The 14,067-nt window shown below is 38.9% G+C and carries 14 protein-coding genes and 1 rRNA gene; 8 read left to right on the top strand and 7 right to left on the bottom strand.

Annotated features, from left to right (window positions below):
- Nucleotides 1–109 precede the first annotated feature (109 nt).
- Nucleotides 110–439, top strand: a complete 330-nt coding sequence (locus tag ACYQ03_RS15290; RefSeq protein ID WP_459910837.1) for a PilZ domain-containing protein — start codon at nt 110–112, stop codon at nt 437–439.
- Between the two features lie 106 nt (nt 440–545).
- On the opposite strand, the gene ACYQ03_RS15285 is transcribed toward ACYQ03_RS15290, so the two are convergent.
- A complete protein-coding gene (locus ACYQ03_RS15285; RefSeq protein ID WP_459910836.1) occupies nt 546–1,742 on the bottom strand; it encodes an NAD(P)/FAD-dependent oxidoreductase in 1,197 nt (398 codons plus the stop codon).
- A gap of 190 nt (nt 1,743–1,932) precedes the next feature.
- Nucleotides 1,933–2,088, bottom strand: a complete 156-nt coding sequence (locus ACYQ03_RS15280) for a DUF1540 domain-containing protein (protein ID WP_459910835.1) — start codon at nt 2,086–2,088, stop codon at nt 1,933–1,935.
- A 200-nt stretch (nt 2,089–2,288) separates the two neighbouring features.
- Between ACYQ03_RS15280 and ACYQ03_RS15275 the strand changes: the two genes are divergently transcribed.
- From ACYQ03_RS15275 to ACYQ03_RS15265, 3 genes are all read left to right on the top strand, one after another.
- Nucleotides 2,289–2,981 carry a heparan-alpha-glucosaminide N-acetyltransferase gene (locus tag ACYQ03_RS15275; protein WP_459910834.1) on the top strand — a complete coding sequence of 231 codons (693 nt, stop codon included), beginning with the start codon at nt 2,289–2,291 and terminating at the stop codon, nt 2,979–2,981.
- 235 nt (nt 2,982–3,216) lie between these two features.
- The gene (locus tag ACYQ03_RS15270; RefSeq protein WP_459910833.1) at nt 3,217–3,897 is read left to right on the top strand and encodes a TerC family protein; all 681 of its coding nucleotides are present in this window, start codon (nt 3,217–3,219) and stop codon (nt 3,895–3,897) included.
- Nucleotides 3,898–4,088: 191 nt separating this feature from the next.
- Nucleotides 4,089–4,874, top strand: coding sequence for an undecaprenyl-diphosphate phosphatase (locus ACYQ03_RS15265; RefSeq protein ID WP_459910832.1), 786 nt, complete (start codon nt 4,089–4,091; stop codon nt 4,872–4,874).
- Between the two features lie 37 nt (nt 4,875–4,911).
- Here ACYQ03_RS15265 and ACYQ03_RS15260 read toward each other — a convergent pair whose 3' ends face one another.
- On the bottom strand, nt 4,912–5,694 hold the full coding sequence (locus tag ACYQ03_RS15260) for a DUF169 domain-containing protein (protein ID WP_459910831.1): 783 nt from the start codon (nt 5,692–5,694) through the stop codon (nt 4,912–4,914).
- Between the two features lie 291 nt (nt 5,695–5,985).
- Here ACYQ03_RS15260 and ACYQ03_RS15255 point away from each other — a divergent pair, with 291 nt between their 5' ends.
- A complete protein-coding gene (locus ACYQ03_RS15255) occupies nt 5,986–7,389 on the top strand; it encodes an amino acid permease (RefSeq protein ID WP_459910830.1) in 1,404 nt (467 codons plus the stop codon).
- Between the two features lie 48 nt (nt 7,390–7,437).
- Here the strand turns inward: ACYQ03_RS15255 and ACYQ03_RS15250 are convergent, their stop codons facing one another.
- The gene (locus tag ACYQ03_RS15250) at nt 7,438–8,028 is read right to left on the bottom strand and encodes a YueI family protein (RefSeq protein ID WP_459910829.1); all 591 of its coding nucleotides are present in this window, start codon (nt 8,026–8,028) and stop codon (nt 7,438–7,440) included.
- 113 nt (nt 8,029–8,141) lie between these two features.
- Nucleotides 8,142–9,575 carry an NAD(P)/FAD-dependent oxidoreductase gene (locus ACYQ03_RS15245; RefSeq protein WP_459910828.1) on the bottom strand — a complete coding sequence of 478 codons (1,434 nt, stop codon included), beginning with the start codon at nt 9,573–9,575 and terminating at the stop codon, nt 8,142–8,144.
- Between the two features lie 544 nt (nt 9,576–10,119).
- Between ACYQ03_RS15245 and hcp the strand changes: the two genes are divergently transcribed.
- The 3 genes from hcp to ACYQ03_RS15230 all read left to right on the top strand — a co-directional run bounded on the left by hcp (nt 10,120) and on the right by ACYQ03_RS15230 (nt 12,988).
- The gene (hcp, locus tag ACYQ03_RS15240; protein ID WP_459910827.1) at nt 10,120–11,427 is read left to right on the top strand and encodes a hydroxylamine reductase; all 1,308 of its coding nucleotides are present in this window, start codon (nt 10,120–10,122) and stop codon (nt 11,425–11,427) included.
- A 176-nt stretch (nt 11,428–11,603) separates the two neighbouring features.
- Entirely contained in the window at nt 11,604–12,254 is a 651-nt protein-coding gene (trhA, locus tag ACYQ03_RS15235) for a PAQR family membrane homeostasis protein TrhA (protein WP_459910826.1), read from the top strand.
- Between the two features lie 122 nt (nt 12,255–12,376).
- Nucleotides 12,377–12,988, top strand: a complete 612-nt coding sequence (locus tag ACYQ03_RS15230; protein WP_459910825.1) for a DUF3298 and DUF4163 domain-containing protein — start codon at nt 12,377–12,379, stop codon at nt 12,986–12,988.
- Between the two features lie 128 nt (nt 12,989–13,116).
- On the opposite strand, the gene ACYQ03_RS15225 is transcribed toward ACYQ03_RS15230, so the two are convergent.
- The gene (locus tag ACYQ03_RS15225; RefSeq protein ID WP_459910824.1) at nt 13,117–13,701 is read right to left on the bottom strand and encodes a redoxin domain-containing protein; all 585 of its coding nucleotides are present in this window, start codon (nt 13,699–13,701) and stop codon (nt 13,117–13,119) included.
- A gap of 189 nt (nt 13,702–13,890) precedes the next feature.
- Nucleotides 13,891–14,007: ribosomal RNA gene (rrf, locus tag ACYQ03_RS15220) — 5S ribosomal RNA — on the bottom strand.
- Nucleotides 14,008–14,067 lie beyond the last annotated feature (60 nt).

The raw sequence follows: 14,067 nt of genomic DNA, 5'->3' as shown, positions 1-14,067 counted from the left end.
CTAAAAAAAATTGTTGCATTAAAAGTTCTTTATATTTATACTATATAAGTATTGCCTTAAAAAGCTTGTGACCCATAAACATAATAATTAACATCATGAGGTGGGGAAAATGAGAAGACGTACGGTTATGCGAGTTAATGTAAACTGGTCAGTGGAAATGGAATCCATGCAGAATCATGAAAAAATTAAAGGTATCAAAGTATTGACTTTTAGTCATGCAGGCTTATCTTTTCGCTGTGAAAAAGAACTTAAAGTGGGCGAATGTTTCATCATTGATTTACCCTTTGCTTCAGTTCCCATTAGTGTGGTAAGGCGGTTGGATGACCGTTATGGATCCTTATTTTTAAATATCTCTACAGAAGAGATTGCCTTAATCAAAGAATACTTATATAAAGATGATGGTAGATCTGTTTTAATGGAAGCTATTTCACAGTTCTAGTTAAAACCCTAACCCTTAATTCAAAATCACCTCATACTTATAAATAGGCAAAAAACTAGCCCCTGAGAAAATCAGGGGCTTTTTGCACTCATTTTATATTAAATATTCATTTCATTCCCCTACGACCTAAGAGTTTTAACCCTCCAATGCTAAAAAAATATTTTAGGGGAATAAATTTTTTCAGTAAAGCTGCTGAAACACCCTTGATGCGAAATTTTTTACTTTCCCCCAATCCTCTGCCCCTCCCTACAGTTATGCAAAGAAGTATTAGGCCAGGATGATGTACTTTAAGGGCTTGCCCCTTTATATTAGCATAGATATTATGGGCAACCCGTCTAGCCGCTTGAATAGCCGCCTGTGCCGTAGGCAAGACTGGTTTGCCTGTTTCGGGGTCAATTACTAGAGCACTATCCCCCACAGCATAGATATAAGGATCATCAAGATACTGCAAGTAAGAGTTTACTACAAGCCTACCCCGGTTATCCGTCTTAATGCCGGACTTAGATAAAACGGAATTCCCTCTAATGCCACCAGCCCATATTAATAAGGAGTACTTTATCTCTGGACTTGATTTTAAATATATCCTTTCCGGTGTAACTTCGGTAATTAAATCATCTATAATCACGTCTACCCCTAGGTCCTCTAAGGTTTGTTTAGCATAAACCGCAGTTTCCTCGGACATTCCAGGAAGTAGTTGCTTAGCTCCCTCAATAATGGTTATTTTATATTGTTCAGCTAAAAGATTGTACTCTTCTCTTTTTTCGTCTAGGTAGGAAGCTAGTTCTCCGGTAAACTCAACTCCTGTGAGTCCACCTCCTCCAACCACAAAATGTAACGGTTCTTCATTACTTACTTTACTTTTTTGAGCCAGCAAAAAATCTATGCGTTTATGAATCACCTGCGCATCATTAATACTGGTTAGGCTCATACTGTTTTCCTTTAGGCCTTTAATACCAAAATACTCCGGCATACTACCAAGGGCAACGACCAAGTACTGAAAGGGGATTTCTATAGCATCGTCAATGACAACTATTCGCTTATTTAAATCTATATCTGAAACTGTACCCGTTTGCAGGGTAATGTTCGATCCTTCCACAATTTCATTTAATGGGATAATTACATCATGATAGCTCCTGGTTCCCACCGCAGGCTCATAAAGTTGAGTCATTAAAGTATGGTAATCATGTTTATTAACTAAGATAATTTGATAATCTTCATGGTTTAATAATAATCTGCTTAATTCTTGGGAGACTCGGACCCCTCCATACCCAGCACCCAGTACAACAATATTGCGTTTTGTCATAATTACTCCCTCTAGTTTTACGTGTTCTGTATATCTATCTTATATAATAAGGTCAAATCAATTTAAGGTCAAAATATAATAAATGCCTTCGTAAATTTTAATAAAAATGTAATGGTTCAAGTTTAGTGAAAATCCCTTGGAAGAAATATTCAAAAGACTCTTTCGACAAGCGAAAGAGTCTTTTGGAAAACTAGCCTAAACGAGGTGCGAAGGTTTCACAGCAGGTACCATCCGAAGATTGTACACTCATATCTCCGCTGGATTTTACTTCAATGCTTTCGGCGTGGCACTCATGGTTACTATTGTATTGACATTCTTCAATCATGCATTTGCTTACACCGGGCATTCAAATCCCTCCCTCTGTTTTTGCTCAAGATTATTTTAAACCAACAGTTGTAATTGTATTCTCCCAAAATATTAGTGAATACTCCATTGATATACAAATTTACTGTCATGGAATTTTACAACATAAATTAATTTACTTGTAAAAGGTTTGTTTTAATGTAACACTATAATTAAAAAAAATTTACAGGTGGAAATGAAGAAATGCTTATTGATAAACCTCAGGGCCGTATTTGGGAACTGGATTTTCTTCGTGGATTAGCCATTATTTTCATGTCATTCTTTCATTTGATGTATGATTTAAAGGAATTCTACGGGCAACCAGTAAATTATGAGCAAGGTTTTATATATTTAATAGGCAAGGCCTCTTCAACATTATTTATCCTACTGGCTGGCGTTAGCTCCTCATTAAGCCAAAGCAACCAAAAAAGAGGGTTAAGGTTGCTGATTATCGCCATATTATTAACCATCGTTACCTCAATAGCCGTTCCCGGTTCCAATATTTTCTTTGGTATTTTACATTTTTTGGCTATTAGTATTCTTTTATATCCCTTTTTTCAATCAATGCCTCCGATGGTTTTGCTTATCGTAGGAACAGTGATCATCGGTGCTCGATTTCTGACTAAAAGTTTAACCCTTTCCACGAACTTATTGGCTCCATTGGGGCTTACCAGTCAAGATTTTTTTTCCGTAGATTACTTTCCCTTAATTCCTTACTTGGGTTTGTTTTTGTACGGTGTTGCCCTGGGTAAGCTGTTGTACTGTGATAAAAACAGTAGATTTCCCTACTCTCCTATAACACGTCCTTTTATCCTTTTGGGGCAACACTCTCTTATTATCTATCTCATCCATCAACCGATCCTTTTGCTGTTTCTTTATCTATTTTACCAATATTGACAGAGGTGACCTTTTGCTGTATTATGGTTGTAATAAGAATAATGTTCTCTAAAGGGGAGTAGCTTTTACAACAAAGTCGTCATTTCGGGTCTATACCCCGGCTTTGTTGGCAACGCGTAGTTGTTAGCAAGACCTTTACCATAGGTAAAGGTCTTTTTCTATTTAAACGATCTTTACCTATCTGGGGAAGATCGTTTTTCTATTTTTTAGCAAATATTTAAAAGGAGGATGCATAATGGAATTTCTGACTTTGGACTTTTTATCAGCCTTATTAGCAATTGTTCTTATTGATCTTGTGTTGGCCGGCGACAATGCCATAGTTGTTGGCATGGCTGCAAGGAATGTGCCTAAGGAACATCAAAAACAAGTAATTGTTTGGGGGACAGTTGGTGCCATAGTAATTCGTGCATTGGCAACCCTAGCCGTTGTCTGGTTATTAAAGATACCTGGATTAATGCTAATTGGTGGTGTTTTGTTAGTCTGGATAGCCTATAAACTATTAGCTGACGAGAAATCCCACGATCAAGTTAAATCCGTAGATAATCGTTGGGAAGCAATTCGAACTATCATTATTGCCGATGCCGTTATGGGCATTGACAATGTCCTAGCCATAGCAGGAACTGCCCACGGTAGCTTCCTACTGGTCATTCTTGGACTTCTTATCAGTGTTCCCATTATGGTTTGGGGTAGCACAATTCTATTAAAGTTGATAGAACGTTTTCCTGTTATCATTTATTTAGGTTCTGGGGTCATAGCGCTAACTGCTGCTAAAATGATTTTACATGAACCCATGGTTTCTGAATTCATGACCATAAATGTTTTTCTTGAGTACGGACTGATGTTTGCTATTACGGCTGGAGTTCTGGTTGCAGGAAAGATAAGAAAGGGCAAACAAAAAACCGTAACTTGTCAATAAAGGAACTCCACGTCAAATAAAATCTTCATAATAAAATCCAAGCCGTGGCTAAAACCACGGCTTGGATTTTCTATGCATGTTTTTCTCTGTAGCAATGTAATATATATCTGAGTGTTTTTTAGGGACCCTTTTAAAGTTTTGTCTGGTATAATATGCATATTGATTAAAAATATTTTTATCAGGGGTGACTTATGGTAGAAACGTTAAAAGCTCTTATATTGGGTATTGTTCAGGGTCTAACTGAATTTTTACCTGTTAGCAGTACGGGCCACTTGCTCTTGGGACGAAAACTCCTAGGTTTATCTGAGGCAGGTTTGTTTTTGGACACCATGCTGCATTTGGGAACTTTGATAGCCGTGGTAGTTGTTTTCTGGGACGACATTGTATATATGATTAAAAGGCCCACTAGCAAATTAAGCTTGCTAATTATCGCCGGAACCATACCCACAGCAATCATTGGTCTTACCTTTGAAGATTTCTTTGAAGAAATCTCTAAGACAGGGGTGACTGTAGGGTGGGAATTTTTGCTAACAGGTGCTATTCTGTGGATTGCGGATAATATGAAGAAAAAAGGAACCAAAAGTATTGATCAAATTTCCTTTAAGGATGCCTTTATGGTTGGTACCCTACAGGGTGCAGCCATCCTACCTGCAATCTCACGTTCTGGTTTAACCATTGCTGGTTCTTTATTCCAGGGTATTGACAAGCAAGCAGCTGCCCGCTTTTCTTTTTTACTATCCCTACCGGCTATTCTAGGTGCCGTGGTCCTGCAAGCAGCTAAACTGGCAGGAGGCCAAGCTGAATCCATTGGATTTGTCCCACTTCTGGTTGGTACAATTGCCGCTGCTATTTCTGGATATATTGCGGTAAAGTGGATGCTGGCCATTCTACAACGGGGATCACTAAAGATATTTTCCATCTACGTTTGGATTTTGGGTATTGGTATCCTAATAGCACAGTTTACTGGTAAATTTTAATTTAGAAAAACCCCCTGCATGGGGGTTTTCTTATATATTAACGATTTCTTTCCAATACTCTTTGCCACTCATGTCTCTCTAAAAAACTCCCCGCCACATTACCTTCCATCTCTTCAAACATTTTATAGGGTACTGAAAAAGCAAGAATATCCTTATCCACACACTTTCTTGCAGAAATATCAAACATCCCTATTACCGCCCGAGGCTTTTCTGCTTCAGCCTCTTTATATGGGATAATACAAGTACTATGACAACCAGCTCCAAAGGGAGCAATCACATTTAAGTTATGCTCTCTTTCATAGTTTGCCAGTACCACCAGAGCCGATAGCTGATCTGGATTTACTAAAAATACTACAACTTTGGGTATTTCACCTTCTGCAAAGTTATCCAAGGGTTTAAAAACAATATATTCAGTGGGTACATCAGTCATAGGGAGAGATTCATAAATGAACTTTTTAGCCAATGCAGGGTTTTTGATGTATCCTTCCCCATGCTCCAGTGCAGGCATATTTCTTACAATATTTTTTCCTATTTCGCTATTACAGAAATCCTTGTTACCTGTGGAAAGAAAATATTCAATACCTCCGGGAAACTGAGTATAAGTGTTGCCAAACCCTAGCCCAGTACCTCCACCAATACATCCATAGGTTTTCCTATCAAAAACCACGGTTTTACCCCGGGCTGCAGCACCCATCATTGCTGCCACACAACCCCACCGGCCTTCCTTGAACTGAAAGGCATCTTTTGGTTTTTCATTAGTTAGTAAAATTCCAACCGGAACATACTTCATCTCAATAGCCTTGGCAATCTTACTTTGCACGGTAACACCTCTTTCCCTTTTCTTCTATTCTACTTGGTAATAGTTTATATGAAAATAGTAAACTTTAGTGTAAGTATTTAGTTTGAACACTGTAGCCAGCTATGCTAAAGGATTAGACCACTTACATTTACAAACTACATCGCCAGTGTTAAAATATATGTTTGATGCCACTGGCCATTAGAAAACAAATCCTCTTATAATAATAATTCTGATATGACGGTGGTTTTATAAGAACGATAGCTCCTGGTGAAGGGACTTGCGTTAAATTACTAAATTTGAAGGAGCACACCTATGAGTATATTCCGAACTAAAGATGTTGAATTAATGATCAAAGAGTCCAAAAGACATGGTCTAATAAAGTCATTAGGTGCTTTTGATATTACATTAATTGGTATTGGTGTAATCATTGGTACTGGTATTTTTGTTTTAACCGGTGTGGCAGCCGCTCAGTATGCCGGACCAGCCCTGATGTTATCCTTTGTTCTTGCAGGCTTAACAGTAGCCTTTGTCTCTTTAGCCTTTTCAGAACTGGCAGCCATGATCCCTGTTGCCGGCAGTGCTTATACATATACCTATACAGCACTGGGTGAAGCTTTGGCCTTCTGGGTTGGCTGGGGTCTTGTATTGGAATATACAGTGGGGGCCAGCGCAGTGGCAGGCGGTTGGTCTGCTTATTTTACTGGCATTTTAGCCTCTGGAGGAATACACCTCCCAGAAGCACTAACAAAGGTTCCCTCCGATGGAGGTATTGTTAATTTACCGGCTGTATTAATCTCATTATTTTTGATGTTGATACTTGTCAGAGGAACTAGGGAAAGTGTCAATTTAAATAAAATTTTAGTTTTTATCAAGTTAGGTGCTATCTTTATCTTCTTGTTTCTGGCAGGTCCACAGGTTAACCCTGCCAACTGGGATCCCTTTCTTCCCTTCGGCTGGCAAGGTGTAGCCACAGGAGCCGCGGTAATCTTCTTTGCCTACCTTGGCATTGACTCCATTGCCACCTCCGCAGAGGAAGCCAAAAACCCAGGACATGATATGCCCATTGGCATCCTAGCTTCACTGTCTATATGTACAGTATTGTATATAACTGTGACGGCAGTAATGACTGGTACTACGCCCTATCCACAATTAGATACAGCTGAGCCAGTCACCTATGTATTACGTAATCTAGGCTATAACCTGGGCTCTGCACTGGTGGGAACTGGTGCCATAGCTGGCCTAACAACTGTTCTCGTGGTTATGATGTACGCCCAAACCCGGTCTTTTTTTGCCATGTCCCGTGATGGCTTAATTCCACGTTCCTTATGCAGGCTTCATCCAAAATTTGGTTCACCTTATATTGTAACATTCATTGTTGGCATAGCTGTTGCTCTATTGAGTGGGTTTACCCCCATTCATCTTGTTGCTGAAATGTGTAGTATTGGTACCCTGTTTGCCTTTTTTATGTCTATTATTGGTGTGATGCGACTCCGCAAAACAAAACCTCACTGGGAACGGCCCTTTAAGTGCCCGGCACTTTTCATCATTGGTCCCTTGGCTCTTATTTTCTGTGCCTTCGTCATGGGCAATTTACCAGCCCATACCTGGAGAAATTTCTTAATCTGGATGACCGTTGGTGTCATAGTTTATTTTGCCTATGGTCGGACTCATAGTGTATTAGCTAAAACAGAGGAATTTGATAAGAACTTAACTTAAATTAATTTTTAGCCGATACAAGGCCAGGGATACCCTGGCCTTGTATCTTCAGTGTAAACCACTGGCAGGGCACCGTTCGCCCATTAAACTATCAAACCAGGATATAACTTGATAATTGATAGCCTCCTCAGGTGCCACTTTAATTATCATAGCATAGCATCTTGGGCAAAGCTTTTTCCCGGCTAAGTTAATTAGCTCCTGTGGTATGCCTAAGCCTTTTAAACGTACCTCCCGATCTGGCACATCTATTTCTGGAACATCCACAGCTTTTTTACTTACTACAATTAGTCCGGTTTCACCCGTAAACTCTGGGTCATTTACCAGGGAATAACTTTTTCCTAACTGCTTGGTTAATTTTTGATATTTTACTGTAAAAACATCAGGTATATCTCCATTAATAATAAGCTTAAAACTTCGTGGATCCCTTAATGCCTCAGCTATTTCTGGGTAGGTGGCAGGTTGGGACACCTGACCCTTGGTAAGCATTTTCATAACCCTTTCCCTAAACTGACCAAGGTATCTATTTTTCTCTGCCTTCTTTATTTCGGGTGGACCATTTAAACCCGCTGAAATTGTTTTTTCAATCTCATTCTTATTTAACCAGGAACTTATGACTTCTTTATGGATTTCCTCACTCATTAAGGTTCCTCTCCTGTTTCGTATGTGATTTAAAATTAAATCTAGCCATCAGCCTTAGCACTGAAGAAAAAAGGGTACTTATATATGATATAAGTACCCAGAACATATTTAATCTAACCAAGTTTTCCAATAATATCTCTGGCAATAGCAACACCACAGGCACCAGCTTGGGCTAATCCACGGGTAATACCAGCACCATCGCCACCAGCATACAACCCTTCAATCTGTGTTTCAAAATTAGCTGTCAGAATGGGGCGAGCAGAGTAAAACTTCGCTTCTACTCCATAGAGTAATGTATGTTCAGAGGCAATCCCAGGTGTTACCTTGTCCAGTGCTTCAATCATTTCCATAATACTTTTCATTGTATTATAGGGTAGTGCTAAACTTAAGTCCCCAGGTTCAGCCTCTTTTAATGTAGGTTCAACAAAACCTACTTTTATTCGTTTCTCAGTTGACCGCCAACCTTTTTTTAGATCACCATACCTTTGCACCAATACACTACCGTTAGATAAATCATTTGCTAGCCTTGATATGGCTTTGGCATATTCTATGGGCTTATTAAAAGGATAGGAAAATTTATGGGACACCAACAGTGCAAAGTTGGTGTTGTTACTACCTAAGCTCTTATCCTTATATGCATGTCCATTGGCCAGCATTACACCACTGTGGTTTTCTATAACTACATAACCTGCAGGATTACTGCAGAAGGTTCTCACAGTGGTACCAACTGAAGTACGGAAAATAAATTTACCTTCATAGAGATGTTCATTAATTTCTTCCATGACAGCGTTTAGGGTTTCGACTCTTACACCTACATCCACTTGGTTACTTAACATTTCCAGGCCAATTTTCTTAAACACGGTGGACAACCACTCAGAGCCATCCCTCCCGGGTACAATAACTATTTTCTTGGCCAGGAATTCTTCGTTATTCTTTGTAATAATACCTTTAATAGACGATTTTCCATCTACTTGTTCATGGATTAAGTCTACTACCTCTGTTTCGTACTTCATGTCAATATGATTTTTAAGGTATTCATAAATATTTTTCAGTATCTCTAAATTCTGCTCAGTTCCTAAATGGCGTACCTGTGCCCGAAGCAGCTTAAGGCCAGCACCCAGACCCCTCTTTTCAATATCCTTTACAGCAGGGGTATCAGGATCGGTAGTAGAAGATTTAGCTCCATGCCTAAGATTAATGCTATCAACATACTTAATTAAATCCAAAACCTCAGAAGGTGCCATGTAGTCGGTCATCCACCCACCAAACTCAGTGGTTATATTAAACTTTCCGTCAGAATAAGCTCCTGCTCCCCCAAAACCATTTGTAATTGCACAGGCTGGTCTGCATCCGGCATAATCTTTTTTCTCTGTAGGTGGTGGACATTTAACTATCTTCTTCTGCAGTATGGGACAAACCCGTTTATAAATATCCTTACCTTTTTCCACTAATAAAACTTTAAGGTTAGGGGCTTTATATGCTAATTCATAACAGGTAAAAATACCTGCAGGACCGGCTCCAATAACAATCACATCATATTGATTCATCCTTACACCTCCATTACATTTTGCCCAAACAGATTTATTATGTATTATTGCCTATAATTTTTCAATATGTTTTATATGGAAAACGTAGTCAACATAATATTACATAAAATTTATCCATATTTTCTGGTGTATTCATCTTAACAATACCTACGCCTTAGTAATATCTATCGAATATATAAAGCAAGAAGAACCATGTAGATTTTGATTCTGCATGGTTCTTCTTGCTTTATATATTTCTGAAGCTTGTTAAGCAATACTAATTCCGATCCACCGCTAAAATAACAAAGGGCATGCTAAGGATGTAGAGACACATAATTATTCCAGCTTCCATTTTCTCACCTCCTGATTGAATTTGCCTTTTTACTTTAATTCGCCAAATTTAGTCATTTTCCTTTAGTTAATAAAATTGCTTAAAACGTGATCAATATCACACCTTATCATTGATTCCAGTCACATTATTCCTCCTTTACATTCTGTATGATTAGACCATAACAAAGAAGCAAAAACACGGCTAACGCCGACAAATAAAAGGAGGAATAAAAATATGTTTTGTTACCAGTGTGAACAAACTCCTAAAGGCGGTTGCACTAAAATTGGTGTATGTGGAAAAGACGAGAATATCGCCAGCCTACAGGATACCATTATCTTTGGTTTAAAGGGTGTTGCAGCTTACGCTACCCACGCAAAGGAACTTGGCTACTCTGATCCCGAAGTGAATGCCATCACCCATGAAGCATTATATTCAACTCTAACCAACGTAAACTTTAATCTTGCTGAAACCATTAACATGGCTCTTAAAGTTGGTACTGCTACTGTCAAAGTAATGGATTTGCTGGACAAGGCTCACCTGGATAACCTTGGTGTACCATCACCTGTTACTGTTACCTCTGATAAAATAGAGGGAAAATGCATCTTAGTTACCGGCCACGATCTACTGGCCCTGAAAGAACTATTAAAACAATCCGAAGGCAAGGGCATTAATATTTACACCCACTCCGAAATGCTCCCTGCCCACGGTTATCCTGAATTAAACAAATTTAAACACCTAAAAGGTAATGTGGGGAAAGCCTGGTATGATCAAAGGAAGCTCTTCGAAACTTTCCCCGGTGCTATCCTGGCCACCACCAACTGTGTAATGCCCATTCGTAAAGATGCCACCTACGGTGACCGTATGTTCTCCTTTGGTGTTACTGGTCTGGAAAGCGTTAAGAAAATCGAAGGTTTGGATTTCACACCAGTAATTGAAAAGGCCTTGTCCTTGCCCAGTGCTCCGGCGGAAGGTGTACCCACAGATGTAAAAACCATGACCACAGGTTTCCACCATCTGAACGTACTTCCCTTAGCTCCCCAGATTATCGAGGCTGTAAAGGCTGGTAAGATTAAACGCTTCTTCGTCATTGCAGGATGTGATTCCCCTACCAAGGGTAGAGACTACTTCAGGGAACTAGCTTTGACCATACCTAATGATTGCGTCATCTTAACCACTTCCTGTGGTAAGTTTAGATTTAACGATATTGATTTCGGCACCATTGAGGGCACTGGTATTCCCCGTTTCCTAGACCTGGGTCAATGCAATAACTCCGGTTCTGCAGTAAAGATCGCTCTGGCTTTAGCAGAAGCCTTTAACTGCGGTGTTAATGATCTTCCCCTAACCATTGTTCTATCTTGGTTTGAACAAAAGGCTGTAGCCATTCTCTTAGGCCTATTTAGCTTGGGCGTAAAGAATATGTATATTGGACCCAAGGCACCTGAGTTTTTAACTCCCGGGGTTGTAGAAGTACTGCAAAATACCTTTAATCTGCAACTAATTAGCGGCGATGCCCAAGCAGATTTAGCCAAAATGCTAGCTTAATATTAACTTATAAATAGGTACACCTCCTTCTTAAAGGGGCTTTAGTTCAGCTAGAGCCCCTTTTTTATTTAAAAAAAATAATGACTAAACAAAAATTATGAATAAATAGTTCCAGCAGGAATATGATAATATTTGGATAAATTATCTTTATATAATAATGTTACCGGGGTGTTGAGATGAGTAAATTAAGGGATCCTTTTAGTGGCTTGAGCCATTTAACAGGTGCATTTTTATCAGTAATAGCTTTAATTCTGCTTGTATATAATGCAGTTCAGCACGGTAAACCTTTGCACATTATCGCCTTTTCTATTTTTGGAGCAAGTCTAATCCTACTCTATACAGCCAGTGCTTTGTATCATTTATTACCCCTATCCCCTAAGGGAGTGCTTCTTTTAAGACGTATTGATCATATGATGATATTTGTGTTAATCGCTGGAACCTATACTCCGGTTTGCTTGATTCCTTTGCGTGGTGGGTGGGGATACTCACTGCTAGTAGGGGTTTGGGCACTAGCCATTATAGGTATTATTATCAAGATTCTATGGATGGACGCTCCACGCTGGTTTTCAACACTAATTTACGTTATCATGGGTTGGCTCATTGTGATAGCCTTTTGGCCCTTAATAAAAACCGTTTCAACCGAGGGTATTGTTTGGATGTCCTTAGGTGGTATTTTTTATACAGTGGGAGCAGTTTTTTATGGTATAAAATGGCCACCAAACCTAGTGCCCGGATGGTTCGGTTTTCACGAGATATTTCACCTTTTTGTAATGGCTGGTAGTTTCAGTCACTTTTGGTTAATGATCAAATACATTATGTATATATAGTCTAACCCACCTTGCTAAAGGTGGGTTTTAAATTTCTCTGCGAATGGCTTGAACTTATTTGCGGTCGGGGAACTAAGTATATAGTTTCTTCATAACTTACTTATAAAAAAGGAGTGTTCCCTATGACTTGTAATAAAAATACCATGGCGATAATAACGGATAACAGAATAGAAAATCAATGTACAGACATCATCTATCCACAAGTTTCAGGACTAAAGAATCAAGTTGCACAACAAAAAATTAACGATGCTATAACTAGAATAGTCCAGAGACAAATACCACAGGAGGGCTGCGAGGTTTATGCAGAAATCTATGGTAGGTATGAGGTGGAGGTAAATAAAAACGGTATTTTAAGCATCAAATTTAATTTTTATACCATCCGTCATATGGCAGCTAACGGTTTAGATGTGCAAAAATCCATTACTGCTAATTTAGAGACAGGCGAAATTTATCAGTTACACGACTTATTTAAATCTAATAGCCATTATAGGGTAACTCTAAATAGAATAATCGATCAACAAATTAAAGAAAAGGACATAAATCTCTTAACTCCATTCCCAGGGGTAAGTGACTATGATGAATATTATTTAACGGAAGATTCTCTGGTACTATACTGGCAGGAACTTGAGTACACTGCCCACTACTTAGGAACTATTGAATTTGTCATTCCGTACATCAGAATTAGAAATATAATCAGCGAAGATGGACCCATCGGCATACTTTTATGCCTTTAATATATTTGGTGCAGGGTAGTAGGTAAAATAAAATGTTGAATTACCATTAAGTTTTAGTAATTCAACATTTTTATAATTCAACACTTAGCACAATATATTCCAAAGATATATTCCAACACCAGCACCAGCTATGGTCTCCACTCCTGCCACACTTGGCCAGAAGTAGCTAAGGAAGAGTTAAGGGTTTTATCCCCCGTTTGCCAACTACAGGGAATAGCATGATTGGTCTTTTGGTACTGCTGATATGCTTTTAATAATCTTATAATCTCTTCAGGGTTTCTTCCTACGGCTCCATACAAAATTTCAGACACTTGAATTATACCCTCTGGATCTATAATAAAGGTTCCCCTAAGGGTCTTCCCAGTTTTACTATCATAGATATCATAACTTTTACCAATTGAGGTAGAAGTATCTGCTATCATTGGATAGGGAATACCCCCATCTACCATTTTACTAAGCTCAACCTCGTTCCAAACCTTATGAACATATTCACTCTCCACATTAATCGCCATTACCTCTGCATTTAACTCTTGAAATTCAGCATAGCGAACTGCTACACAAGCTAATTCAGTAGGTCACGTAAAAGTAAAATCTCCAGAATAAAAAATTAATACCACCCATTTTCCCAGATAGTCAGATAAAGTGATACTTTTAACTTCTCCCTTGATGTAAGCATTTACGGTAAAATTAGGAGCCCTACTACCAACTATCAAGACAACACCTCCAGCATTTTCTTATAAATTTATAATTTACATGTTTTTAGCTTTGTATGTATTCTTATTAGCTTATCGGTTTAAACTATCATCAAATTATGCGACAGCGAGAACCGTCCCCGCTGTCGCATAAAATATCTAAATAAAATAAAACCACAGTGGTTTCTCACTGTGGTTTCTTAAAAATTACTCTGGCGGCGACCTACTCTCCCAGGGTCGTGAGACCCAAGTACCATTGGCCCTGGAGGGCTTAACTGCTGTGTTCGGGATGGGAACAGGTGTACCTCCTCCGGTATCGTCACCAGAAACTTTATGCTATTGGGTAATTCTTCAGGTCGGCCATGAGCCTTGGGCCTTGCGCCATGG

Source organism: Desulfotomaculum defluvii (assembly GCF_054657375.1).
Note: the sequence above shows the minus strand (reverse complement) of the source record. Positions and strands in the feature narration are given on the sequence as shown.